Raw genomic sequence first — 23328 nt, forward strand, 5'->3', positions numbered from 1 at the left:
TCCGGCGCGGGACAGACTCGCCCCAAGGGCGAATCGAGGACTGGAATTCCGGAAATCTGGCCAGAGTTTTTCATCATTAAATGGACAACCGGCAAGATTCCGCCTAAAAAGGAAGGGCTCTTGAAGACCCCAGCGAAGATCGGGGCGCGGGCGAAAACAGGAATTCAGGCGAGTTGCTTCTAATGAGACTGACGACCGGGACCTGCCACTAGGCGGATTGTTAACCTGTGTCAATCAGCATGCTCATCCCTGGGTTCCGCAAATGGGGAACGGGCATGAAGAAGTTCACAAGTTTCTGGGGCCTGATCACGGCCTACTGGGTATCGGACCGATGGCGCGAAGCCTGGATCCTGACCGTTGCGATCTTCGCGCTGACCACGCTTCTGAGCAAGGCCAGCGTCTGGACCGCCACGGCCAGCGCCGACTTCATCGCCTCGCTGGCCGGGTTCCACCGCAACCTCAATACCGGCGAGGACGCGGTCAGCATCCTGTTCACCGCCGCGATCCTCTTCGTCGCCATTTTCCTGGGCAAGTCCGCAGGCGTCGCCACGCGGCACCTGATCTCCAGCCACCTGCACCGCAAGGCGCGCGCCTGGATGGTCAGCCGCTTCGATTCCGCCGTGCTGGCCGACCAGCGCATCGCGCTCGACCTCAGCTCCGACAAGGGCGGCGAGGCCGGGGCCCAGCGCCTGCCCGACGCGATCGACCAGCGCATCGACGAATGCTCGCTGGGGCTCTTCGGCGGGGTGATCGGCCTGGCCATGGGGCTCTGGGGCGCGATCGCCTCGATCTGGTTCGTCTCCCAGGCGCTTCTGGAACGCAGCCAGGCCGTGGCCTTCCTAGACGGCTGGGCCGCCTGGGCGCGCGACGGGCTGACCGCGATGGGCCTGCCCGGCCTGGCGCAGGCCGTCGTGATCGAGCCCGGCATCCACGGCACCGCGATCCTCTCCGGCCTGCTGGTCCTGACCTATGTCCCCACGGTCACGGCCATCGCCTGGATGATCGGCAAGGTGATCGAGACCCTGACCGTGATGCGCCAGCGCCATGACGGCGCCTGGCGGGGCGAGTGGAACGCCATGCTGAACCGCGTCACCCGCCTGGCCGCCTCCAAGGGCCAGGCCGTGCAGCGCGACGTGAACGAGCGGCTCTATGACGACATCGACCGCACCTGGGGCCGCCAGAACCGCTGGTCGGCGGGCATGCTGCTGTTCACCGACAGCTACAACTTCCTCAGCTCGCGGCTCTTCGCCTACCTGCCGGCGCTGCCGGCCTACATGTCCGGTCAGATGAGCTTCCGCACCTTCGCGGCCAGCTCGGAACTGACCGCCGCGCTGATCGCCGACACCTCCTGGTTCATCAACGTGATGCCCGCCATCGCCAACCTGCGCGCCAATGCCGACCGGCTGACCGAGCTGGCGCGCGCGGTGGAGCGGGTGAAGGACCGCGAGGCCTTCTACCGCGAGACCGGCGTCAACGAGTTCCGCCAGGCCACCCACGAAGCCGGCCCAGTGCTGAAGCTCGCGGGCCTGGCGCTGAACCACCGCGGCCATGGCGGCGACGCCTTCGTCTCGGTCCCGCGGCTGGAGCTGTGGAAGGGCGACTGGATCTACTTCCACGGCCGCAACGGCTGCGGCAAGAGCTCGCTGCTGAAGGCCGTGGCCGGGCTCTGGCCCTACGGCACCGGCACGGTCAGCCGCCGCGACGACTGCCGGCTGTTCTTCGCCGGCCAGGAGCCCGACCTGCCCGACCGTTTGACGCTCAAGGCGCTGGCCACCTACCCTGCCCGCGAAGGCGAATTCGACGACCTTCGCGTCGCCCAGGTCCTGTCCCGCGTCGGGCTCGGCCAGTTCATCAACGCGCTCAAGGAGGAGCTTCACGACGGCCAGCTCTGGCGCAACGTCTTCTCCGGCGGGCAGAAGCAGCGGCTCGTGCTGGCGCGGATCCTGCTCCACAAGCCCGAGATCCTGCTTCTGGACGAAGCGACCTCGGCGATGGACATGGTGGCGACCGCCGAGTTCCACATGACGATCCGCGAGGAACTTCCCGAGACTTCGGTGCTTGCGGTTCTACATGGCAAGGAAGTGCCGCACGATCCGGATGGCCTGCCGTTCTATAACGCCGTACTGGGAATCCGGAACGGAATCGGCATGGTCCGTCCCGTCGGCAAGGGTAATCTGGGGGTCGCGCAGCTGGTGGCGGAGTGACCCCGTAACGAGGGGGTCGCGACGTGACCACGCAAGACGATCTGCAGGGGCTGCTGTCCCGGATGACGCTGGCCGAGAAGATCGGCCAGCTGAACCTCCTGGCCGCGGGCGAGGGCCTGACGACCGGGGCCGAGACCTCGACGCCGCTCGCGAAACGGCTGGATGCCGGCGAGGTCGGCGCCATCTTCGGCACCAAGTCCCGCGCCTCGACAAGGGCGATGCAGGAACGCGCCATTGCCGGGTCGCGCCACGCGATCCCGCTGTTCTTCGCCGAGGACGTGATCCACGGCCACCGCACCATTTTCCCGCTGAACATCGCCCAGGCCTGCTCCTGGGACATGGAGCTGATCCGCGCCTGCGCCGCCTTCTCCGCCGAGGAGGCCTCGAGCGAGGGGCTGCACCAGGTCTACGCGCCGATGATCGACATCAGCCGCGATCCGCGCTGGGGCCGCGTCGCCGAGAGCCCGGGCGAGGATCCGCATCTGGCGTCGTGCATCGCCGAGGCGATGACCCGCGGCCTGCAGGAGAACAACGGCGGCCGGGTCTCGGCCTGCCTCAAGCATTTCGTCGCCTATGGCGCCACCCAGTCGGGCCGCGACTACGACAACGCGACCATGGCCTGGGAGGACCTGCTGGACATCTACCTGCCGCCCTTCGAGGCCGGGGTGAAGGCCGGGGCCGAGGGGGTCATGGCCTCCTTCAACGCGGTCAACAAGATGCCGATGCACGCCCATGAGCCGCTGATCGAGGGCTGGCTGCGCCGCACGGCCGGCTTCGGCGGGCTGGTCGTCTCGGACTATACCGGCGTCAAGGAGCTGGTCGCCCACGGGCTCGGCAGCGCCGAGATGGTCGTGGCCCGCGCGCTGCATGCCGGGATCGACATGGACATGGTCGGCGAGGACTATCTGCGCCACCTGCCGGGCCTTGCCGAGCACGGGCTCGACGCGCCGGAGACCGGGCTCTTCATCTCGGCCGAGACGATCCGCGGGCTGATCGACCGCGCCTGCCTGCGGGTGCTGGCCTTCAAGGCGCAGCAGGGGCTGTTCGAGGATCCCTTCAAGGGCATGGACCCGCTGGCCCCGACGCCGAACCGCCAAGCCGGCCGCGCGCTGGCGCGGAAGGCCGCCGCGGGCTCCTGCGTGCTTCTCAAGAACAACCACCTGCTGCCGCTGAAGCCCGGCCAGAAGGTCGCGCTGATCGGGCCGCTCGGCTCGGACCGGGCCAACATGCTGGGCACCTGGTCGGTCTCGGGCGATGCCCGCGACGTGGTCAGCCTGGAGGACGCGCTGAAGGCGCATGACTGGGCCAGCCTGAAAACCGCCGTCGGCGCCAATCTGGTGCGGGAGAAATGGCTGGTCGACCGGCTGAACGTCCATGGCGTCACGGTAGAGCCCGATCCCCGCGACGAGGCCGCGCTGCTGCGCGAGGCCCGCGAGGTGGCCGAGGCGGCCGATGTCGTCATCCTGGCGCTCGGCGAGGCGAAGGAACAGGCCGGGGAAAGCTCCTCGGTGCTCTGCCCCGACCTGCCCGAGCCGCAGCGGCGGCTGGTGGCGGAACTGGCGGCGGGCTGCACCCCGGTCGTCGGCGTGATCTTCGCCGGGCGGCCGCTGGCCCTCGGCAAGGTGCCCGAGCAGGTCGACGCGCTGATCTATGCCTGGCATGGCGGCGTCGCCGGTCCCGAGGGCGTGGCCGACATCCTGACCGGCGCGGCCGAGCCCACCGGGCGGCTGGCCGTCACCCTGCCCGTCCATCCCGGCGAGACGCCGCTGAGCTATGCCGCCGAGCCGACCGGACGGCCCTTCCCCGGGCATTTCCAGAAATTCCTGACCGGCTGGCTCGATCTGGAGGACGGGGCGGCGCGGGCCGCCTATCCCTTCGGCTACGGGCTGAGCTACGGCAATGTCGAATATTCCGCGCCGATGGCCGACGTGCCCGGCGGCGGCGAGGCCGGCATGGCCGAGATCTCGGTCGACATCACCAATACCTCGGAGCGCGCCGTTACCGAGACCGTGCAGCTGTACCTCTCGGACCCCGAGGCGCGGATCACCCGGCCCGGACGGCTCCTGAAGGATTTCCGCCGCGTCCCCGTCGCCCCCGGCGAGACCAGGCGCGTCACTTTCGAGATAACCGCCGAAATGCTCAGCTACCACGTCGCCCCCAGCCTCGCCGAGGCGCAGAAGGTCTGGGATCCCGGCCGGATCATCGTCCATACCGGCCCGGACAGCCGCGCCACCAAATCGGTGGAGATCACATGGGGGGCGTGACGGCCGGGCTGAGCGACGCCCAGCTGCGCGACCGGATCGCCGAGGCCACGGCGGGCTATTTCCTCGACTGGAGCCATCCGGTCTCCGGCATGGCGCGGGAGCGCTCCGCCGGGGCCTTCGGCTATGACGTGGAGGAGACCGTCACCACCGGCGGCACCGGTTTCGGCATCATGGCGCAGATCGTCGCCGCCGAGCGCGGCTGGCGCAAGCGGCAGGAGATCCTCGACCGGCTGGAGCGGCTGACCGGCTTCCTGGAGACCGCGGACCGCTTCAACGGCGTCTATGCGCATTTCTACTACGGCTCGACCGGTCGGGTGATCCCCTTCATGGCCGGGGATGACGGCGGCGATATCGTGGAAACCTCCTTCCTCGCCATCGGCCTCCTGGCGGCGGCAGAGTACTTCTCCGACGCGCCGGAGCTGGCCCGGCGGATGGAGGAGATCGTCCGGGGCATCGACTGGTCCGCCCATGTCGGCCCGAAAGGCGTGATGTGGCATGCCCATCCCGACCGGCCCTTCCCCGAGAAGGCGCTGGATCTGGGCGGCTGGAACGAGGCCTTTCCAGTCTTCGTGCTGGGCGCCGGGGCGGAGGACGAGAGCCGCCGCATCCCCGCCAGTATCTACCATGACCGCTGGGCGAAGGCGCGGAGCTTCCTCAATGGCCGCTCGTTCGAGGGCATCCCGCTGCCGCTCGGCCCGGACTGGGGCGGGCCGCTCTTCCTGTCGCAGTACCCGTTCCTCGGCATCGACCCGCGCGGGCTGAAGGACGCCTATGCCGATTACGGCGTGCTGGCGCGGAACCACGCGCTGATCAACCGCGCGCATTGCCTGAAGAACCCGCATGGCTGGAAAGGCTACGGCCCGGATCTCTGGGGGCTGACCGCGGGGGACGACCATTCGGGCTATGTCGCGCATTCGCCGAAATCGGATACCGGGGTGATCACGCCGACCGCGGTGCTGACCTCCTTCCCGATGGTGCCGGAGGAGGCGATGCCGGTGATCCGCCACCTGCATGACGATCTGGGCGACCGGATCTTCGGCGAGGCGGGCTTCGTCGACGGGTTCAGCCTGCATCACGGCTGGATGGCGGAAAGCCGGCTGGCGATCGACCAGGGGCCGATCGTCGCCGGGCTGGAGAACCACCGCTCGGGTCTCTTGTGGACCCTGGTGATGAAGCGGCCGGAGATCCGGCGCGGACTGGCCGCGCTCGGTTTCTCCTCGCCCTATCTCTCGCCGAGCGCCTGATCCGCGCGCGCCCGCGCGGCGGCCGCCGATAGGAAGGCCGCCGCGGACCAGGTCAGCTCGGGGCATGACCGCGGGGCGCCGGTTGCCCGGTCGAACTGCTCCGGCAGGCCGCCGGTCCCGCGGCCGGGCCAGAGATCCAGAACCATCTCCATCCGGGCCTCGCCGCGGGCGAATCGCGCCGGATCGAGATGGCGCGCCGCCAGCCGGTAGTCGAGCTCCGCGCAGGCCAGCGTGCAGGGGAACCAGGGATTGCCGTCGAAGAAGACATCCTCGCGCCAGCGGCCCATGGCGGGCACGGCGCGGCCGCGGTTCAGCGGGTAGATCTCGGCAAAGACCGCCTCCAGCGCCGCGACCGTCGCCGTCATCCAGCGCCCGTCGAGCGCCAGCGGCCCCTCCCAGCGCCCGGCATCGAGGATCGCCATCACTGTGCCGATGTCGTATCGGCCCAGCCCGGCCTCCAGGCTCTCGCGCAGCGCGCCGTCCGGATCCTCGGCCCCGGCGATCAGCGCCAGCAGCTCTGCCGCCCGCGCCGCCATGGCCGGATCGCCGGTCCGCGCCGCGCCGCGGTCGAGCGCGTCCCATTGCGCGACCAGCGTGAAGCTGCAACGCCGTGCCGGCTCCTCTTCCCAGGGGCCGATCGCCGGGCGGCCCGCGACAGCCATCAGATGGGACAGATCGCGCGCCAGAAGCTCTTCGGCCGCCGTGCCCTCGAGCTCCGGCAGTGCCTCGAGCAGCTCCATCAGCGACTGCGCCCGCAGCGCCGGGCCGTCATCTTGCGGCCGCGCCCAGCGTTCCAGATCGGGCCCGCCATCGGCGGCGCAGCGCGGTTCCTCCAGCCAGGCCGTGCCATGAAGCGCCGCCAGCTCGGCATCGGGGCGCAGGAACTGCAGGTGATCGGCCCGCGTCCCCGCCCGCAGCGGATTCGCAGGAGGCCCCCGCCGCGCCGGGTCGGAGATCGCCAGCGAGAAGGCGATATAGTCGCGAAGCCGCGCTAGCCAGCCCTGCCGGTCGCCGTCGACGGCCATCGCCAGCGGCATCGCCCGGGCGACAATGGCCGCGTCGCGGATCCAGTGGTGGAAGTAGTCCGGCTCGGGATCCCAGTGGCCGGGGTGAGTCGAGGCCAGCACCGATCCGGGCGCCGGACGGACCGTCCAGCCGAAGCCCTCGCGGCGCTGGACAAGCCCGGTTGCCGAGCAGGCGCGGGCCATGGAGGCCGCCGCAGCCCGCTGCGCTGTGGCAATCCGGTTCGCGGCGCCAAATTTTTCGTCAGCCATAGCGGAAATCCTTGTAAGACGGGCCTGCATCCCCCATGTCCCGCTCCGGCAGCTAGCTTATTATGCACATGCAGCAAGAGTTTGCCGATATAATGATGCAATACTGGGCAGCGACTCGCTCGGGTGGGCAGAAGCATGCCGCAGCGCCTTGTTTGACGCCAAGGCGGGGAACACCCGCCGAAGGCTGAAGTTAACCAGTCATTCACGCACAAGCCCGGAAACCTTGTGCCTTTGCAAACTTAGATGCGGGATAGCAGACGTATGATGACCGATACAGGGTGCTCCAGGCGGGGACTTCTCGGCGGCGCTGCAGCTTTCGGGCTGGCCACGGCGCTGTCGTCGCGCGCCCAGGCCGAACCCAATACCGGAGCACCGCTGCCGGAAGGCGAACCGTTCAGCTTCGACCTGCTCGCCGAGGCGATGCAGGCGCGGGCCGGGCAGCCTGATCCCGGACCCTATCGCCCGCCCCTGCTGCTCGAGGGGCTGGACTACGACACCTACCGCAACATCGCCTTCCGTCCGGATGCCGCGCGCTGGAGCGAGAAGACGGACGAGTTCCGCCTTCATGCCTTCCATCGCGGCTGGCTGTTCCCGGATGCCGTCGCCATGTACGATGTCTCCTCGGGGATCGCGAAGCCGTTCCGCTTCACCTCCGACGATTTCGAGTACCGCGAGGACCTGGAAGGCCGGCTCGAGCCCGGCACGCCGATCCCCGGCGTCGCCGGCTGGCGGATGCTGTCGCGGCTGAACACCGCCGACCGCTTCGACGAGCTCGTCGCCTTCCTCGGCGCCAGCTATTTCCGCGCGCTCGGACAGGGCAGCGTCTATGGCGCCTCCGCCCGCGGGCTGGCGATCGACACCGCCACCGGACGCGCCGAGGAATTCCCCCGCTTCTCCGCCTTCTACTTCGAGCGCCCGGCGCCCGGGGTGGAGACGGTGATCGTCAATGCCGCGCTGGACAGCCGCCGGGTCACCGGCGCCTACCGCTTCGTGATCACGCCCGGCGCGGTCACCGAGATGGAAGTCACCGCGCGGCTCTTCTTCCGCGAGACTATCGAGGAGATCGGCATCGCGCCGCTGACCTCGATGTTCCTATTCGACCGCACCACGCCGGGCCGGTTCCACGACTACCGCCCGCAGGTGCATGACAGCAACGGGCTGGGCATCCTGACCGAGGACGGGCGCCGCATCTGGCGGACGCTCTCGAATCCGCCGCGCCTGGGCCAGTCCTGGATCAACGCAACCGCGATCCAGAGCTTCGGCCTCTACCAGCGCGACCGGGATTTCGACGAGTACTCGGATGCCGAAGCGCGCTACGAGAAGCGGCCCTCGATCGAGGTGGAGCCGCTCAACGACTGGGGCACGGGCTATGTCCGGCTCATCGAGATTCCGACCGAGCAGGAGGCGACCGACAATATCGTCGCCTACTGGCGGCCGGCCGATCCGGCAGAGGCCGGATCCAGCAAGGAATACCGCTATCGCATGCTCTGGGGCGATCTGGCGGGACAAAGAGGCGAAAAACTTGCCCATGTGGTATCTACTGCCAGTGGGGAAGCCGGAGTATCGGGCACGAAGAACGAAGAAGGCGGAAGAAAATTCGTCATCGACTTCAGGGGCGGACGCCTGGAAGGGGTCACGGAGATCAGCTCCGTGCAACCGAAGGTGACCGTCTCGGGCGGGAGCGTGGACACGCCCGCACTGCGCAGGATCGAGGGAACCGGGCTCTGGCGGCTCGCGTTCGATATTAAACCGACCGGCACAGAACCGTTGGAACTAAGAGCATGGCTCGAGGGTTTCGACAGTGTCCTTTCCGAAACCTGGACCTATCAATGGGTACTGAAATGACCACGCCTGATGCAATGAACCATACCGGATCGCTCGCCACGGTCACCGCCCTTCCCGACAGCCCGATGGCGATGCCGGAACAGATCCTCGAAACGCCGACCCAGCTTCGGCCCGGCATGTCCTGGCTGACCGTGCTTGTCGCCCTTGTCAGCTGGCGCGGGCTGCACGGGTAGGCCGATGCTGGATTTCGCCACGTGGATGCGGCGGGCCGTGTGCCTGACCGCCGCCGCCGCCTTCGGCATTCTCGCCGGCGCGCTCTACCTCTATCACGCGGGCAGCGTCGGAATCGTGCTGCTCGACATCGTGATCGCGGTAGTGATCGCGCTGGCCACGTGGTGGATCGCCTGGGGCGCCTGCCAGGGGGTGACGGGTCTCGTCACGCCCGTGCCGCGCCGCCCCTCGCATGACGGGCCGATCTCGTCGCGGACCTGCATCCTGGTGCCGGTCTACAACGAGGATCCGGTCGCGGTCTATGCACGCATCGCGGCGATGGATGCCGACCTGAAGGCGGAAGGCATCGCCGCGCAATTCGATTTCGCCATCCTCTCGGACACGCGCAAGGCCGACATCGCCCGGCGCGAGGAAGACGAGCTGGCGCGGCTCCTGGACGCGACCGGCAGCCGCGGGCGGATCTTCTACCGCCGCCGCGAGGACAATGCCGGGCGCAAGGCCGGCAATATCGAGGACTTCATCCAGCGCTCTGGCGGGGCCTACGACTTCGCCCTGATCCTCGACGCCGACAGCCTGATGTCCGCGGCCACCATCGGCGAGATGGTCCGCCGGATGGAATCCGCCCCCGAGGTCGGGCTTCTGCAGAGCCTGCCGCGGGTGATCGGCGCACGCTCGCGCTTCGGCAAGATGATGCAGTTCTCGGCCGGGTTCTATGCACCGATCTACTGCAACGGGCTGACCGCGCTGGCCGGGCGCACCGGATCCTTCTGGGGCCACAATGCCGTGGTGCGGATCAAGGCCTTCGCCGAAAGCTGCGGCCTGCCCGCCCTGCGCGGCAAGCCCCCTTTCGGCGGCCATATCCTCAGCCATGACTCGGTCGAGGCGGCGCTTCTGGCGCGCGGCGGCTGGCAGGTGCGGATCGACCCCGACCTGACCGGCTCCTTCGAGGAAGGCCCCGACGACCTGATCGAATACGCCAAGCGCGATCGCCGCTGGGCGCAGGGCAACCTGCAGCACGGCCGGCTGCTGATCGCGCCCGGGCTGAAGGGCTGGAGCCGCTTCGCGCTGTTCCAGGGCATCGTCGCCTATACCGCTCCGGCGATCTGGGCGCTGTTCCTGATCCTCAGCCTGGTCGCTGCCGCCACCGAAAGCGCGATCGACTACTTCCCGATGCCGGACTTCCCGGTCCCGGTCTTCCCGGGCGAGCGCACCGCCGCCGCCGTCGGGCTCTTCGCCGGGGTGATCGGCCTGCTCTTCATCTCGAAGTTCCTGGTGCTGGGCCATGCGCTCGTCACCGGGCGGGCAAAGGAATTCGGCGGCGCGGGCAACACCTTCGTGTCGACCATGACGGAGCTGCTGCTGTCTTCGGTCATCGCGCCGCTCCTGATGATGTTCCAGCTCCGCGCGCTCTGGCAGATCCTGTCGGGCCGTGACGGCGGCTGGCCCTCGGCCACCCGCGACAGCACCGCCGTGCCGGTCTCGACCGCCTTCGCGGGCAGCTGGTGGATGAGCCTCGCGGGCGTCCTGCTCTTCGCCGCCGCCGGGGTCTTCGCGCCGCGGCTGATCCCCTGGCTGGTGCCGGTCGGCCTGCCGCTGGTGATCGCGCCGCTGCTGATCGCCTGGACCTCGCGCCGCCAGAAATCGCGGCTGATGACCAGCACGATCCAGTCCGACCCGCCCGCGGTGATCACCGGCTTCCGCCGCCAGCTCGCCGCCTGGGAAGGCGCCCCGCCCCCCGTGGCAGGCACCCCGCCCGCCCCGGCCCCGGCGCCAGAGGCCGCCGCCGTCTGAGACCGGAACGCCGCCCCACGGGGCGGCGTTTGCGCATCCGGCGCCGGTGTGCCCTAGCCTGCCAGCCGCGCCAGCAGCGGCGCGCTTTCCGCCATCACCTTGGCCCGGACCTCGGCGGCCGTCATGCCGGAGGCGCGCATGTACTCGATGAAATTCATGTTCACGTTGTTGAACAGCAGCCGCCCGGCCGGGTCGATCTCGGCCCCGGCGCGCACCAGCCCCCGCCCCTGCATCCCCGCCAGGAACCGGCAGAGCTGGTCCGAAAGCTCGCGGTCTATCGCGATGTAGCGGCGCGAGAACTCGGCCTCGGGGTCGAGCATGGTCCGCGCCACCGCCATCCGCCAGAGCTCGCGCGAGGTGTACTGGAAGGACTTCTCGAAATAGGTGCCGACGATCGCGCCGAAGGCCGCCTCCAGCGTGGCCGCGGGCGCGCCGATGCAGGCCTCGACCGAGTCCATCACCATCGCCGTCTCCTCCAGCACCGCCGCCAGCAGCAGATCCGCCTTCGAGCCGAAGTAGTTGTAGAAGGTCGCCACCGACAGCTCGGCCGCCTCGGCGATATCCTCGATTCTCGACGCCTCGTAGCCGTCCTGCCGGAACATCTGCGCCGCGCAGTCCAGGATGCGTTTGCGCGTCGCCGCTTTTTTCCGCTCGCGCAGACCTGCCATCTCGAAAAACCTGTAGTGACTTCAAGTTTAGATTGACCACAGAATTCTGGATGGTCAAGCTGAAGGCGACAGAACCACAAGAAAACCGCAGACAGGGACCCAGATGACCATCCGGATGCACAAATTCTGCCTCGCCGCGCTTGGCGGCCTGATGACGACGACCAGCCTGCAGGCGGCGGATCTCAACGCGCTGATCTGGTGCGACCATGCCGATGCCGCCCTGCTGGAGCCCTTCGAGAAGGCGCATGACGTCCGCGTCAACGTGAAGGAATACGAGGGCACGGCGGCCGGGCTGACGCTGCTCGACCAGTCCCGCCCCGGCGACTGGGACGTGATGGTGATCGACAGCGTCGATGTCGCCCGCGCGGCCGAGGCCGGCTATCTGGCGCCCCTGCCCGCGGATTCGGTCGACACCTCGACCACCTTCCCCGAGGTCGCGCTGACGGACGCGATGACGGTCGACGGCCAGCTCTACGGCGTGACCGAGAAATTCGGCTACAACACCATCGCCTACAACAAGGCCGCCGTGGACCCGGCGGACATGGAGAGCCTGGGCGCGCTCTGGTCGGGCAAGTATGACGGCCGGATCGCGATCTACGACTACTACCTGCCGGTGCTGGGGCTGGTCGGGCTGGCCGAGGGCGTGGACACCGCCGATCTCGATGCCGCTGCGCTCGGGACCCTGCGCGATCCGCTGATGAAGCTCCGCGCCGCCTCCCGCCAGGTCTCGGACGTGGTCGGCAGCCAGACGGCGCTGGCCACCGGCGAGGTCGACATCCTGATCGGCGGCGGCGAATGGCTGACCGCAGTTCTGCATGCCGAGAACCCCGATCTGGACTGGACCCTGCCGAAGGAGGGCGGGCTGGTCTGGGCGCAGGCCGTGGCCATGGTCGAAGGCACCGAGCAGCCCGAGCTGGCGCTGGAATTCATCAAGTACATCCTCTCGCCCGAGGGCCAGGCGCGGCTGGCGACCTCCTCCTGCTACTGGGGGATGCCCGCCAACAAGGAGGCCGGCGCCGTCCTGAGCGACGAGGAAAAGGCCGTGCTGCGCTGGGACGACCAGGCGGAGTACCTGTCGCGCGCCCAGCTCTACCCGGTGCCCGATGCCGACACGGATCTGGCGATGCAGGATCTGTGGACTGACATGCTGCAGAACTGACGCCATGAGCATCGAGCGCACCGAACGGCGCCAGGCCGCGGGGCTGGCCGCCCCCGCCCTCCTCTGGACGCTGGCCTTCTTCCTGCTGCCCTTCGGGGCGATGGTCTGGATGAGCCTCGGCCATATGGAGGGGCGGACGGTCGTCCCCGGTCCGGGACCCGAGACCTATGCCCGGATCTTCTCCGACCCGTCGCTCTTCCGCGGCATCTTCGTGTCGCTGGAGATCACGGCCACGGTCACGGTGCTGTCGGTCGCGCTTGCCTGGCCCCTGGCCTGGATCATCGCCACGCGGGTCCCGGCCCGCTGGCGGCGGCTGGCGCTGCTGCTCGCGGTGCTGCCGTTCTGGACCTCCTATGTGGTGCGCTCCTATTCCTGGGCGCTGGTGCTGGGCGAAAAGGGCGTCATCATGAACGCGCTGACCGGGCTGGGGCTGCTGGCGGAGCCGGTGCAGATCATGGCGACCCGAACGGCGACGGTGATCGGCTTCACCCATTTCTTCGTCATGCTGCTGACGCTGACGATCTATTCGAACCTCGTGCAGCTCTCGCCCAACTATGCCCGCGCGGCCGAGGATCTGGGCGCCTCGCGCTGGCAGGTGATCCGGCTGGTGATCCTGCCCCTGACCCTGCCCGGCGTGATGACCGGCGCCTTCCTGACCTTCGTGCTGTGCATCGGCGACTACATCACCCCGCAGATCCTCGGCGGCAATAACGAGCTGTCGCTGCCGCAGCTCATCATGCTGCAGCTCGGACGGCGCGGCGATTTCCCGATGGCCTCGGCGCTGTCGGTGGTGCTGATGGCGATCGTGACGCTGGCCTATGCCGCCTCCGCGCGCTGGCTGAAGATGGACCGGGTCTGATGCGCATTCTCTCCTGGGCCTATCTTGCCCTGATGTTCGCCTTCATCCTGCTGCCGGTCGCGGTGCTGGTGGTCTTCTCCTTCCAGGACGGGCGCCTGCCGGTGCCGCCCTTCAAGGGGCCGACGCTGGAATGGTACGCCAAGGTGCTGGCCGACCGCGACCTGATGGCGGCGCTGGGGAACTCGATGCTGGTCGCGCTCGCCTCCTCGGCGGTCTCGGTCCTGCTGGGCTTCCTCGCCGCGGCGGGCTTCGCGCGGGCGCGGCTGCCGGGATCGGCGCTGCTGCGCGGGCTGATCATCGCGCCGATGACGGTCAGCTACCTGATCATCGGGCTGGGGCTGCTGCAGGCGGTGAACTGGATCGGGCTGCGCCCGTCGCTGATGGCGACCGGGATCGGCCATGTCGTCATCAACCTGCCGCTCTGCTTCGCCATCCTCGCCGCCTCGATCGGCGCCCCGCAGCAGAGCGCCCTGCGCGCCGCGCGCGATCTCGGCGCGGGCGAGCGCCAGGTGCTGTCGCTGGTTCTCGCGCCGATGATCGCGCCGTCGCTGGCCGCCGCCTTTTTCCTGTCCTTCACCTTCTCCTGGGACGAATTCATCATCGCCTTCCTGCTGACCCGCTTCGACGTCACCCTGCCGGTGGAGATCTGGTCGATGCTGCGCTCGGGCCTGTCGCCCGAGACCAATGCGGTGGGCGCGCTCGTCTTCCTCGTCTCGGTCCTGGTGGTCGTGACGCTGGAGCTTCTCCTGTTCCGAAAGGCTGCCAAATGACCGCCGATGTGGAAATCCGGGCCGTCGAGCACCGGTTCGAGTCCTTCACCGCACTGCAGCGGATCGACCTGCAGATCGCCGCGGGCGAGTTCGTCGTGCTGCTGGGCCCGTCGGGCTGCGGCAAGACCACCCTCCTGTCGCTGATCGGCGGGTTCCTGACGCCCAGCGAGGGGCAGATCCTGATCGGCGGGCGGGACATGACCCATGTCGGGCCGAAGCTGCGCCCGACCACGACGATGTTCCAGGACTACGCGCTTTTCCCGCACATGACGCTGCGGGACAATGTCGGCTTCGGGCTGCGCATGCGCGGCAGGGCGCGGCGGGACCACGATGCCAAGGCGATGGAGATGCTCGACATGGTCGGGCTCGCCGACAAGGCCGGGCGCAAGCCGCATGCGCTGTCGGGCGGGCAGCGGCAGCGCGTGGCGCTGGCGCGCGCGCTGGCGGTGGAGCCCGACGTGCTGCTTCTCGACGAGCCGCTGGGCGCGCTCGACCTGAAGCTGCGGCGGCAGATGCAGGACGAGCTGAAGGCGATCCAGCGCCGGGTCGGCACCACCTTCGTCCATGTCACCCACGACCAGGAGGAGGCGATGGCCATCGCCGACCGGATCGTGGTGATGAATGGCGGCCGGATCGAGCATTGCGGCACGCCCGAAGAGGTCTATCTGCGGCCCCGCACGCTTTTCTCGGCGGCTTTCATGGGCGAGCTGAACCGCCTGCCCGTCCGCCCCGCGGGCGACGGCGTCGACAGCCCGCTGGGCCCGCTCGCCGTGGCGCCCGGGGCCGGCATCCTCTGCCTGCGCCCCGAGAATGTGGGACTGCAGGGCGGGTTCAGCCTCGGCCCGGCGCGGCTGACCGAGGCCGCTTTCTTCGGCGCGCATCACCGCTGCCATTTCGCCCCGCTGGCGGCGCCCGAGCTGCGGCTGGTCGCGCATCTGCCGCAGGGCGCCCATCCCGAGATCGGCGCCGAGGTGGAGCTTTTCGGCCGCGATCCGGTGATCCTGACGGAGGCCGCATGACCCGCATCCCGCCGAAGGACTGGTACCGGCTGCGCAAGCTGGAGGACGGGCTGACCTGGATCGACGAGCCGCATATCCAGGAATTCTACCGCTGCAACATCTGGCATGTCCGCGGCCGCGACCGCGACATGATGGTGGATTCGGGCATGGGCGTGGTCAGCTTGCGCCAATGGGTGCCGCTGGTCAGCGAGCGGCCGCTCGACGCCGTGGCCAGCCACACGCATTTCGACCATGTCGGCTGCCATCACGAATTCCCCGACAGGCTCTGCCACAGATGCGAGGCGGATATCCTGGCGGCGCCGACCCGCGCCTCGACCCTGGCCGACCCCTATGTCACCGACGATATCTTCGACGCGCTGCCCGATGTCCCCTACCAGTCCGCGACCTATGCGGTGAAGGCGGCGCCCGCGACGCGGATCCTCGAGGACGGCGACGTCATCGACCTCGGCGACCGGCGCTTCGAGGTGATCCACACCCCCGGCCACAGCCCCGGCGGCATCGCGCTCTGGGAGGCGGCGACCGGCATCCTGATCTCGGGCGACATCGTCTATGACGGCCCGCTGATCGAGGACACCTACCATGCCGAGGCGCAGGCCTATATCCGGTCGATGCAGCGGCTTGCCGCGCTGCCGGTGCGGGTGGTCCATGGCGGGCATTTCCCCTCCTTCTCCGGCGAACGGCTGAGAGAGATCATCACCGGCTGGCTCCGCGGCAAGGGGCTGTGACCGCGAAAGGACGCAACGATGACCCACAAGTTCAACCAGCCGCTGGGCGGCAACCAGATGCCCCGGACCGGCGGCCCCGCGACGATGATGCGCCTGCCCGCGCAGGAGACCGCCGAAGGACTCGACGCCTGCTTCCTCGGCATCCCGATGGATATCGGCACCTCGAACCGCCCGGGCACCCGGCTCGGCCCGCGCCAGATCCGCGACGAGAGCCGGATGATCCGCCCCTACAACATGGCGACGGGCGCCGCGCCCTTCGAGCATCTGCAGGTCGCCGATATCGGCGATGTCCCCGTCAATCTCTACGACCTGAAGAAATCGGTGGAGATCATCGCCGAGCATTACCGCGGGGTGCTGTCCCATGGCGCGGTGCCGCTGACGCTCGGCGGGGACCACACGCTGACCTGGCCGATCCTGCGCGCCATGAAAGAGCGCCACGGCCCGGTCGCGCTGATCCATGTCGACGCGCATTCGGACACCAACGAGGAGATGTTCGGCGAGACCGTCGCCCATGGCTGCCCGTTCCGCCGCGCCTGGGAGGAAGGCTGCCTGCAGAATGACAAGGTGTTCCAGATCGGCCTGCGCGGCTCGGGCTATGCGGCGGACGATTTCGACTGGGGGCGCAGCCAGGGCTGGACGGTGATCCAGGCCGAGGAATGCTGGCACAAGTCGCTGTCCCCGCTGATGGCGGAGATCCGCGCCGCGATCGGCGATGCGCCGGTCTATCTGAGCTATGACATCGACAGCCTCGACCCGGCCTTCGCGCCCGGCACCGGCACGGTCGAGGTCGGCGGGCTGACCACGATGCAGGGGCTGGAGATCATCCGCGGCTGCGCGGGGCTGAACCTGGTGGGGGGCGATCTGGTCGAGGTCTCGCCGCCCTATGACATGGCCGGGAACACCGCGGTGATCGCGGCGAATTTCCTCTACGAGATGCTCTGCGCCCTGCCCGGCGTGCCGCGGCGCCGCTGATCCGGTCCGGCGCGATGCGCCTTCCGCCCGCCGGGACCGCGGTCCCGGAGCGGAAGGCGGCGCCGGCTCTCGCGGGGCGCGGGCCCTGCCCGCTCAGGCGAAATGCGGCAGGGCGCCCCGGACCGCGGGCCCCCGCCGCTGCAGGGTCTCCGAAGGCCGCTCGGCGAACATCGCGCGATAGGCCTGGGCGAAGCGGCCCCAATGCAGGAAGCCGTGATCCATCGCCACGTCCGAGACCTTCACCCCGGCGCCCTGGCCGCGCAGCAGCGCGCGGTGGACATCGCTGAGCCGCCGCGCCAGCAGGAACTGCGACAGGTCGAGCCCGGTCACCGTCTTGCAGGCGCTGCGCAGCTCGGCCCGCGGCCGCCCGAGCTTCTGCGACAGCCGCGTCGCGGTCATCGCCTCGGGCTCCACCTCGCCCATCGCGCCCAGGATATCGTCGAAAGCCGCCATGCTGCGCCGCTCGGACAGGCCGGGCGCCGCCGCCGGATCGCCCCAGGCCGAGAGCGCATCCGCCGCCAGATCCGGCGCCATCTGCAGAAGGCTGTCGCTGGCATGGCCCGATTTCACGCTGCCCATCAGCGCCAGCAGCCATTTCGCGGTATTGCCCTGCGGATCGGCCGCCAGCCGCGCCGGACGGTGCAGCCCCTCGGGCAGGGCCTCCTGCGGGAAGCTGACCATCAGCACGTCGAAGCAGCCGCGGGCGAAGATCCGGTGCTCGCGCGCGCTGGTCACGACCAGCGGCTGCCAGTCCGCGACCGGGCCCAGCTGGGCGTCGTAGATCACCGATCCGGGCAGGTTGAAGCCGATCACCACGCTGTCCCCGGGCGGGCTGAACTGGTTCTCGACGCAGCAGCCCACCTGCTCGCGCTGGAGCGTCATCGCCCCGAGGCCGAGCGTCTCCACCCGGCCGGAGAACCGCCCCGCCGAGAGCTGGCGATAGGTCTGGTCCCAGCCCTCGAGCGCCAGTTCATGATCGACGAAACTGTGGGAGTCCCGGCGCGATATCTGTGCGCCCGCGCCTGGCGCAACGTCAAGTTGCTGGAATTCCATGACTTTGCTCCCCCGGAGCCGTGAACGGTACGGCGACGTACATCCCTGTTTCTAAACATTCGGAATGCAAGTAACGAGTCCGGCTCACGGCTGCGTGGCCCGGATTTTGCCATTTGCATAATTTTTGACCGCATTTTCCGGATCCGGGCGGATAGCGGGCAGCGCAACGGCGGCGCTATCCCGGGCCCGAGTACCCGTTGAGGAGATGAGTCATGAAAACAGGTTACGCCATCACGCTGGTCTCGGCGGTCGCCGCAGGCCAGGCCGTGGCCCAGGACAGCGCGGAGGAATTCGTGCCCGAGACGCTGACGATCGAGGAGACGATCTCCGAAGGTCCGAATGTCTTCGCCATGGACCAGGCCTGGGCCGGACCGAGCGCGGTGAACGTGCTGGGCGCCGAGGATTTCGCCATGAAGGGCAATATGGGCCCGGGCACCACGGCGCAGATGGAGCTGTCGAAGGACGGCAAGACGCTCTACACGACCTCGGTCTACATGGAGCGCTACACCTACGGCCCGGTCACGGTCGTGATGCATGAATGGGATGTCCCGACCCTGTCGGTGCGCCGCGAATTCGAGATCTCCAACAAGCTGGCGCATGTGGAATCGCAGAACGCGCTCTTGTCGCTGACCTCGGACGAGGCCTATCTGCTGGCGCAGAACGCCACCCCCGCCACCTCGATCACCGTGGTCGACCTGGGTGCCGGCGCGCCGCTGGCCGAGATCCCGACCCCGGGCTGCTGGGGCGCCTTCCCGGCCGTCGAGGGCATGAAGTTCACCACGATCTGCGGCGACGGCACCCTGGCCAGCTACAGCTTCGAGGCCGATGGCAGCTTCGGCGAGCCGGGCAAGTCCGAGAAGATCTTCGATGTCGACGAGGACGCGCTCTTCACCAATGGCGTGCGCATCGGCAGCGAGCTGGTCTTCGTCTCCTTCAACGGCAATCTCTACTTCGTCGACGATTCCGGCGAGGCGCCGGTGCTGACCGGGACCGCGCCCCTGACCGAAGGCGTTCTGGGCGGCTGGGCGCCGTCGGGCTCCGAGCTGATCGCCTATAACGCGCCGACCAATACCGCCTTCGTGCTGATGCATTCGGGCGCCTATAACGGCTCGCACAAGGACCCGGCGACCGAGATCTGGTCGGTGGACATGGAGACCCGCACCGTGATCGGCCGCTCGCCGGCGCATCACGAGAACGGCCTGGCCGTGACCCAGACCGAGGAACCGGTCCTCTACGGCGCGACCGAAGACGGCAATGTCGTGCGCTACGATGTCGAGATGGGCGACGAGGTCACGCTGACCCAGGCCGGGGAATTCGAGACCGGCGCGGGCTTCCTGACCCTGCTGAAGCTGGACCGGTAGGATGCAGGCGCTTGTCCCCTACGCCTCGGCGACGGTGACGGCCTTCCTGGTGCTCGTGCTGGCGCGGGCCGCCTGGCACAAGGCTGCCGCCTATCACGAGACGGTGGGCTTCGCCCAGGGCTACGGGCTGGTGCCCGCCGCCTGGACCTACCCGATCGTGCGGGCGCTGACCGCCGCCGAGATGCTGGCGATCCTGCTGATGTTCCTGCCTGCGACGCGCGCCTTCGGCGGGCTCCTGGCAGCCGGGCTCTTCGCCGGATACGGCGTGCTGATGGGCCTGGCCCTGAGGCATGGACGCAGCGAGATCGACTGCGGCTGCGGCGGCGCGCCCCAACCCGTCTCGGCGCTGACGCTGGGGCGCAATGCGGTCCTGGCCGCCCTGGCCCTCGGCATCGCCGCGATCCCCGCCGGGACCGTCGGCGCGATCGGCGCCCTCGTCAGCCTCGCGGCGGGCCTGACCTTCTTCGCCGTCTACGGCGTGGCGGAAAAGCTCGCCTCGCATCTTCCCAACATCCGGCGCACCGCGTGACCGGCAGAAGGACCCAGCCATGGAACTCCTGATCTTCACCAATATCGTGCTCTGGATCGTCGTCCTGGTCCTGATCGGGGTGGTCTTCGCCCTGGCCCGCCAGATCGGCATCCTGTTCGAGCGCGTCTCGCCCGTCGGCGCGATGATCTCGGATAGCGGACCCGACATCGGAGCGCCGGTCCCGGCGCTCTCCCTGCCTAATCTCAACGGCGAGGGCCTGTCCCTCGGCGGCGCGGAGGGACGGGCGCAGCTCGTCTTCTTCCTCTCCACCACCTGCCCGATCTGCAAGGCGCTGCTGCCCTCGATCCGGTCCATCCGCGACGACGAATCGCGCTGGCTGGACGTGGTGCTGGCCTCGGACGGGCGCGAAGCGGCGCATCGCAAGCTGATCGAGGCCGAAAGCCTCCAGAGCTTCCCCTATGTGCTCAGCTCCGAGCTCGGCATGACCTTCAAGGTCGCCAAGCTGCCCTTCGCGGTGCTGATCGGCCCGCATGGCACGGTGCTGGCCAAGGGGCTGGTCAACAGCCGCGAGCAGCTGGAGAGCCTCTTCACCGCCTCCGAGACCGGCATCCCCTCGCTCCAGGCGGCCATGTCCGCCCCCCTCAACGCCTGATCCCGCTTTTCACGGAAAGGATCCCCAATGAACAAGTATATCGACCGTCTGCTTTCGGGCCTCGACAAGGCCGTCGAGACCTCGGCGCGCGGCTCGGCCCGCAGCCATGGCCGCCGCAGCTTCCTGGCGCGGGCCGGCGCCTCGGTGCTGGGCGCCGCCGCGCTGACCCCGGTCCTGCCCTTCGACCGCCGCGCCAGCGCCGCGGGCGCCGAGACCGCGGACGAGTGCAGCTACTGGCGGCACTGCGCGCTGGACGGCAATCTCTGCTCGACCTCGGGCGGCTCGCTGACCTCCTGCCCGCCGGGCTCCTCGGCCTCGGCGGTCTCCTGGGTCGGCACCTGCACCAATCCCGAGGACGGCAAGGACTACCTGGTCAGCTACAACGACTGCTGCGGCAAGCCGACGGTGTCCTCGGCGACCTTCTGCTACACCTCCGAGGGCGAGCGCCCGGGCTACCGCATGGGGCTCTACAACGACATCAACTGGTGCATGGCCAATACCGACAAGGGCTACCACTGCACCGTGTCCGTGGTGGTGGGCCTTGCAGAGTAACCCGATGACCGCATTCGCGAAGGCAGCCCCGCTGGGCTGCCTCCTTGCCCTCGCCGCCCTGCCCGCGCTGGCCGCGGATGGCGCCGAGGTCTTTTCCGAGGCCTGCGCCGCCTGCCACAACGAGGGCGGCATCGGCAATCCGGGCCTCGCCCCGGCGCTGAACCGCCCGGGCTTCTGGTCGGCGCTCGGCGAGGATGCCGTGCCCTATGTCTCCGGCGTGATGACCTCGGGCCTCGCCGGGATGATCCAGGCGGGCGGGCAGACCTATGCCGGGCTGATCATGCCGCCGGTGGCGGGCTATGACGACGACGCGCTGGCGGCGGCGGCAAGCTATGTCCTGCAGGAGCTCGGCGGGCTCGGCACGGCCGTGACCGCCGCGGATGTCGCCGCGGCGCGCGAAGCGCATCCGTCGCATTCGGCACTCAGGGCCATGCGCCCCGCGGCAGAGTGAGGAGACCGGGATGATCCGCACCGTGCTCCCCGCCCTGCTGCTGACCGCGCTGGCCGCGCCGCTCCATGCCGGCTCCGGCAAGGCCCGCAGCGACTACATCCTGCGCTGCGCCGGCTGCCACGGCATGACGGGCGAGGGCACGGTCGAAGGCGGCGTCCCGGCCTTTCCCGGCTCGGTCGGAGCGATCGCCGGAGTGGATGCGGGCCGCACCTACATGATGCATGTGCCCGGCGTGGTCGGCGCCTCGCTCGGCAATGCCGAGATCGCGGCGGTGATGAACTACGTGCTCGGGGAATGGTCCGAGGGCGCGGCGCCCTTCACCGAAGAGGAAGTCGCCCGCCGCCGCGCGGTACCGGTCCCCGACGTTGTGGTCCTGCGACGCTCGGTGGTCGAAGGGCTCGAGGCCGACGGCATCTACGTCGCCGACTATCCCTGGCCCTAGCACCCCATGGGACCGACATGCCGAAGGCCGGAGCGATGCTCCGGCCTTTTCCTGTCTCTATCGTCCTTGACCAACCCCTGCCGCAATCCGCGGCCGACCGACGGATTGGAAACGGCAGCAAGACCCGATTCGGCTGGCCTCGAGTTTCGACAGGCCGTCTGCGATCCGCTGCGCGACATATTTCCGGGTCCGCTCGTCACATCGCAGACGACCTGTGGCAATGATGTGCAGCGCACTGTTGCGCTGCCCGGTCGCCGCCGCGATTCAATCTATGACGATTGGTTTTCCCTGAGGATGCGGGAACCGGACTGACGCTACACAGGGCGGCAAAACTGGCCTCGGATTTGACGCGCTCGGGGTTGTCTCCTGCCGTGATCAGCTGCTGCGCCGCCAACTGATAGCCGATGGAATTCTGATCCAGGAGCTTTGGCGCCAGTTCATCCACGATGGCCTCGATCATGGCGTCAGGATCGGCTCAACCCCATGCACATCCCTGTGCGCCCCGACAAAATCCACCATCACTTCGACCGGCGGTCGAGCTCCGCCATCGCAAAGCCGATCCACCGCGCCACCGGTCCCAGCGACGGATCGGCGCCGACGCCTTCCGGAGGATCTCGTTCGTCGGGAAAACCGTCCCCCGGACGGTTTTCTGATCCTGCTCACCCTGGCGCAGCTCGCGGTTTTCGCGCTCCAGCACCTTCAGCCGGTCCGCAACCTCGGCGGAAATACCCGCCCGCTTGCCGCTGTCGACTTCCGCCTTCTTGACATACTGGTTCAGCGTGTGTGCCGAACAGCCGATCTACGCCGAGATCGACATGACGGCCTGCCAGCGGGAGCCGTGCTGGCTCTCCCTCAGCCATTGGGCTCGAACCAATGGCGCCTCAATGGCTTCGATCCAGTACCAGCCTCGCGGCGCGGTCCCGGACCTCAGGGGAAAACTTGTTCGTGGTGACCTTAGCCCCGACAATCCTCCGAATTAGCGGAGAGTCCGCAAGTTGGATCTTGGGCCTACGCGGCGCGCATTGCCAGCCCCTTCTTTGCCGCGAACTCGACGGGCGGGATGTTCCCCAGGCCCGAGTGAGGACGGTGGTGATTGTAGTCTTGCTGCCATGCCCGGATCTGTTCCCGGGCATCGGCCAGAGATGAGAACAGCGTCTCGTTGAGCAGCTCATCTCGGAAACGTCCGTTGAAGCTTTCGACGAAGCCGTTTTGCATGGGCTTTCCCGGCGCAATGTAATGCCATTCGATGCCGGTGCGCTGGCACCAACTGAGGACAGCCATCGAGGTCAGTTCCGTCCCGTTGTCCGAGACCACCATCGCCGGTCGGCCGCGTTGTGTGATCAGCGCATCGAGTTCGCGCAC

At 68.7% G+C, this 23328-nt stretch carries 22 protein-coding genes, 2 pseudogenes and 1 other annotated feature; of the genes and pseudogenes, 18 read left to right on the top strand and 6 right to left on the bottom strand.

The window, feature by feature from the left end; all coding sequences use genetic code 11:
• Positions 1-275: 275 nt before the first annotated feature.
• The 3 genes from FGX59_RS10650 to FGX59_RS10660 are packed head-to-tail and all read left to right on the top strand — an operon-like array spanning position 276 to position 5712.
• The gene (locus FGX59_RS10650; protein WP_171060600.1) at positions 276-2204 is read left to right on the top strand and encodes an ATP-binding cassette domain-containing protein; all 1929 of its coding nucleotides are present in this window, start codon (positions 276-278) and stop codon (positions 2202-2204) included.
• A gap of 23 nt (positions 2205-2227) precedes the next feature.
• On the top strand, positions 2228-4468 hold the full coding sequence (locus FGX59_RS10655; protein ID WP_138466517.1) for a glycoside hydrolase family 3 N-terminal domain-containing protein: 2241 nt from the start codon (positions 2228-2230) through the stop codon (positions 4466-4468).
• Positions 4456-5712 (top strand): glucoamylase family protein, encoded by a 1257-nt coding sequence (locus FGX59_RS10660; RefSeq protein ID WP_138466518.1) that lies wholly within the window; start codon positions 4456-4458, stop codon positions 5710-5712. The genes FGX59_RS10655 and FGX59_RS10660 overlap by 13 nt, the downstream gene beginning before the upstream one ends.
• On the opposite strand, the gene FGX59_RS10665 is transcribed toward FGX59_RS10660, so the two are convergent.
• Positions 5691-6986, bottom strand: a complete 1296-nt coding sequence (locus FGX59_RS10665; protein WP_138466519.1) for a glycoside hydrolase family 15 protein — start codon at positions 6984-6986, stop codon at positions 5691-5693. The two genes, FGX59_RS10660 and FGX59_RS10665, sit on opposite strands and share 22 nt — an antisense overlap.
• Before the next feature lie 264 nt (positions 6987-7250).
• Between FGX59_RS10665 and FGX59_RS10670 the strand changes: the two genes are divergently transcribed.
• The 3 genes from FGX59_RS10670 to mdoH are packed head-to-tail and all read left to right on the top strand — an operon-like array spanning position 7251 to position 10793.
• On the top strand, positions 7251-8831 hold the full coding sequence (locus tag FGX59_RS10670) for a glucan biosynthesis protein (RefSeq protein WP_240722373.1): 1581 nt from the start codon (positions 7251-7253) through the stop codon (positions 8829-8831).
• Entirely contained in the window at positions 8828-9004 is a 177-nt protein-coding gene (locus tag FGX59_RS37535) for a hypothetical protein (protein WP_171060601.1), read from the top strand. Before FGX59_RS10670 ends, FGX59_RS37535 begins: the two co-directional genes overlap by 4 nt.
• Before the next feature lie 4 nt (positions 9005-9008).
• Entirely contained in the window at positions 9009-10793 is a 1785-nt protein-coding gene (gene mdoH / locus FGX59_RS10675; RefSeq protein WP_138466521.1) for a glucans biosynthesis glucosyltransferase MdoH, read from the top strand.
• 53 nt (positions 10794-10846) lie between these two features.
• Here the strand turns inward: mdoH and FGX59_RS10680 are convergent, their stop codons facing one another.
• Positions 10847-11461 carry a TetR/AcrR family transcriptional regulator gene (locus tag FGX59_RS10680; RefSeq protein ID WP_138466522.1) on the bottom strand — a complete coding sequence of 205 codons (615 nt, stop codon included), beginning with the start codon at positions 11459-11461 and terminating at the stop codon, positions 10847-10849.
• Positions 11462-11564: 103 nt separating this feature from the next.
• On the opposite strand from FGX59_RS10680, the gene FGX59_RS10685 reads away from it, so the two are divergent.
• Genes FGX59_RS10685 through speB form a run of 6 tightly spaced genes read left to right on the top strand, consistent with a single transcriptional unit; the run spans position 11565 to position 16965 of the window.
• On the top strand, positions 11565-12620 hold the full coding sequence (locus FGX59_RS10685; protein WP_240722375.1) for a spermidine/putrescine ABC transporter substrate-binding protein: 1056 nt from the start codon (positions 11565-11567) through the stop codon (positions 12618-12620).
• Between the two features lie 4 nt (positions 12621-12624).
• Positions 12625-13479, top strand: coding sequence for an ABC transporter permease (locus FGX59_RS10690; RefSeq protein ID WP_138466523.1), 855 nt, complete (start codon positions 12625-12627; stop codon positions 13477-13479).
• A complete protein-coding gene (locus tag FGX59_RS10695) occupies positions 13479-14249 on the top strand; it encodes an ABC transporter permease (protein WP_138466524.1) in 771 nt (256 codons plus the stop codon). The genes FGX59_RS10690 and FGX59_RS10695 overlap by 1 nt, the downstream gene beginning before the upstream one ends.
• On the top strand, positions 14246-15268 hold the full coding sequence (locus FGX59_RS10700) for an ABC transporter ATP-binding protein (RefSeq protein ID WP_138466525.1): 1023 nt from the start codon (positions 14246-14248) through the stop codon (positions 15266-15268). Before FGX59_RS10695 ends, FGX59_RS10700 begins: the two co-directional genes overlap by 4 nt.
• The gene (locus tag FGX59_RS10705) at positions 15265-15993 is read left to right on the top strand and encodes an MBL fold metallo-hydrolase (protein ID WP_138466526.1); all 729 of its coding nucleotides are present in this window, start codon (positions 15265-15267) and stop codon (positions 15991-15993) included. The genes FGX59_RS10700 and FGX59_RS10705 overlap by 4 nt, the downstream gene beginning before the upstream one ends.
• A gap of 18 nt (positions 15994-16011) precedes the next feature.
• Positions 16012-16965 (top strand): agmatinase, encoded by a 954-nt coding sequence (speB, locus tag FGX59_RS10710; RefSeq protein ID WP_138466527.1) that lies wholly within the window; start codon positions 16012-16014, stop codon positions 16963-16965.
• Between the two features lie 93 nt (positions 16966-17058).
• Here speB and FGX59_RS10715 read toward each other — a convergent pair whose 3' ends face one another.
• On the bottom strand, positions 17059-18018 hold the full coding sequence (locus FGX59_RS10715) for an AraC family transcriptional regulator (protein ID WP_138466528.1): 960 nt from the start codon (positions 18016-18018) through the stop codon (positions 17059-17061).
• A gap of 212 nt (positions 18019-18230) precedes the next feature.
• Between FGX59_RS10715 and FGX59_RS10720 the strand changes: the two genes are divergently transcribed.
• The 6 genes from FGX59_RS10720 to FGX59_RS10745 are packed head-to-tail and all read left to right on the top strand — an operon-like array spanning position 18231 to position 21966.
• A complete protein-coding gene (locus FGX59_RS10720) occupies positions 18231-19379 on the top strand; it encodes an amine dehydrogenase large subunit (RefSeq protein WP_138466529.1) in 1149 nt (382 codons plus the stop codon).
• A 1-nt stretch (position 19380) separates the two neighbouring features.
• Positions 19381-19908, top strand: a complete 528-nt coding sequence (locus tag FGX59_RS10725) for a MauE/DoxX family redox-associated membrane protein (RefSeq protein ID WP_138466530.1) — start codon at positions 19381-19383, stop codon at positions 19906-19908.
• A gap of 19 nt (positions 19909-19927) precedes the next feature.
• Entirely contained in the window at positions 19928-20521 is a 594-nt protein-coding gene (locus tag FGX59_RS10730; RefSeq protein ID WP_138466531.1) for a redoxin domain-containing protein, read from the top strand.
• A 27-nt stretch (positions 20522-20548) separates the two neighbouring features.
• Positions 20549-21073 (top strand): methylamine dehydrogenase light chain, encoded by a 525-nt coding sequence (locus FGX59_RS10735; RefSeq protein ID WP_138466532.1) that lies wholly within the window; start codon positions 20549-20551, stop codon positions 21071-21073.
• A gap of 4 nt (positions 21074-21077) precedes the next feature.
• Entirely contained in the window at positions 21078-21524 is a 447-nt protein-coding gene (locus tag FGX59_RS10740; protein ID WP_138466533.1) for a c-type cytochrome, read from the top strand.
• 10 nt (positions 21525-21534) lie between these two features.
• Positions 21535-21966: a cytochrome c gene (locus FGX59_RS10745; protein ID WP_138466534.1), complete on the top strand. Its 432-nt coding sequence runs from the start codon at positions 21535-21537 to the stop codon at positions 21964-21966.
• Positions 21967-22095: 129 nt separating this feature from the next.
• On the opposite strand, the pseudogene FGX59_RS10750 reads toward FGX59_RS10745, so the two are convergent.
• From FGX59_RS10750 to FGX59_RS10760, 3 genes and pseudogenes are all read right to left on the bottom strand, one after another.
• Positions 22096-22441: pseudogene (locus tag FGX59_RS10750) on the bottom strand (transposase); the annotation flags it as partial.
• Positions 22426-22523 (bottom strand) — a sequence feature (AL1L pseudoknot). It overlaps the preceding pseudogene by 16 nt.
• Positions 22435-22934: pseudogene (locus FGX59_RS38645) on the bottom strand (hypothetical protein); the annotation flags it as partial. (Overlaps the previous feature by 89 nt.) The pseudogenes FGX59_RS38645 and FGX59_RS10750, both read right to left, overlap by 7 nt.
• 40 nt (positions 22935-22974) lie before the next feature.
• The coding region (locus tag FGX59_RS10760; RefSeq protein WP_240722377.1) for an integrase core domain-containing protein at positions 22975-23328 on the bottom strand (354 nt) is incomplete at its 5' end.

The organism is Poseidonocella sp. HB161398 (assembly GCF_005870025.1).
Lineage (GTDB): Bacteria > Pseudomonadota > Alphaproteobacteria > Rhodobacterales > Rhodobacteraceae > Mangrovicoccus.

Excerpts from the sequence above, each read along its gene's own strand:
- FGX59_RS10650 (WP_171060600.1), top strand. The coding sequence starts at position 276 with ATGAAGAAGTTCACAAGTTTCTGGGGCCTGATCACGGCCTACTGGGTA.
- FGX59_RS10660 (WP_138466518.1), top strand. The coding sequence starts at position 4,456 with ATGGGGGGCGTGACGGCCGGGCTGAGCGACGCCCAGCTGCGCGACCGG.
- FGX59_RS10665 (WP_138466519.1), bottom strand. The coding sequence starts at position 6,986 with ATGGCTGACGAAAAATTTGGCGCCGCGAACCGGATTGCCACAGCGCAG.
- FGX59_RS10670 (WP_240722373.1), top strand. The coding sequence starts at position 7,251 with ATGACCGATACAGGGTGCTCCAGGCGGGGACTTCTCGGCGGCGCTGCA.
- FGX59_RS37535 (WP_171060601.1), top strand. The coding sequence starts at position 8,828 with ATGACCACGCCTGATGCAATGAACCATACCGGATCGCTCGCCACGGTC.
- mdoH (WP_138466521.1), top strand. The coding sequence starts at position 9,009 with ATGCTGGATTTCGCCACGTGGATGCGGCGGGCCGTGTGCCTGACCGCC.
- FGX59_RS10680 (WP_138466522.1), bottom strand. The coding sequence starts at position 11,461 with ATGGCAGGTCTGCGCGAGCGGAAAAAAGCGGCGACGCGCAAACGCATC.
- FGX59_RS10685 (WP_240722375.1), top strand. The coding sequence starts at position 11,565 with ATGACCATCCGGATGCACAAATTCTGCCTCGCCGCGCTTGGCGGCCTG.
- FGX59_RS10690 (WP_138466523.1), top strand. The coding sequence starts at position 12,625 with ATGAGCATCGAGCGCACCGAACGGCGCCAGGCCGCGGGGCTGGCCGCC.
- FGX59_RS10695 (WP_138466524.1), top strand. The coding sequence starts at position 13,479 with ATGCGCATTCTCTCCTGGGCCTATCTTGCCCTGATGTTCGCCTTCATC.
- FGX59_RS10700 (WP_138466525.1), top strand. The coding sequence starts at position 14,246 with ATGACCGCCGATGTGGAAATCCGGGCCGTCGAGCACCGGTTCGAGTCC.
- FGX59_RS10705 (WP_138466526.1), top strand. The coding sequence starts at position 15,265 with ATGACCCGCATCCCGCCGAAGGACTGGTACCGGCTGCGCAAGCTGGAG.
- speB (WP_138466527.1), top strand. The coding sequence starts at position 16,012 with ATGACCCACAAGTTCAACCAGCCGCTGGGCGGCAACCAGATGCCCCGG.
- FGX59_RS10715 (WP_138466528.1), bottom strand. The coding sequence starts at position 18,018 with ATGGAATTCCAGCAACTTGACGTTGCGCCAGGCGCGGGCGCACAGATA.
- FGX59_RS10720 (WP_138466529.1), top strand. The coding sequence starts at position 18,231 with ATGAAAACAGGTTACGCCATCACGCTGGTCTCGGCGGTCGCCGCAGGC.
- FGX59_RS10725 (WP_138466530.1), top strand. The coding sequence starts at position 19,381 with ATGCAGGCGCTTGTCCCCTACGCCTCGGCGACGGTGACGGCCTTCCTG.
- FGX59_RS10730 (WP_138466531.1), top strand. The coding sequence starts at position 19,928 with ATGGAACTCCTGATCTTCACCAATATCGTGCTCTGGATCGTCGTCCTG.
- FGX59_RS10735 (WP_138466532.1), top strand. The coding sequence starts at position 20,549 with ATGAACAAGTATATCGACCGTCTGCTTTCGGGCCTCGACAAGGCCGTC.
- FGX59_RS10740 (WP_138466533.1), top strand. The coding sequence starts at position 21,078 with ATGACCGCATTCGCGAAGGCAGCCCCGCTGGGCTGCCTCCTTGCCCTC.
- FGX59_RS10745 (WP_138466534.1), top strand. The coding sequence starts at position 21,535 with ATGATCCGCACCGTGCTCCCCGCCCTGCTGCTGACCGCGCTGGCCGCG.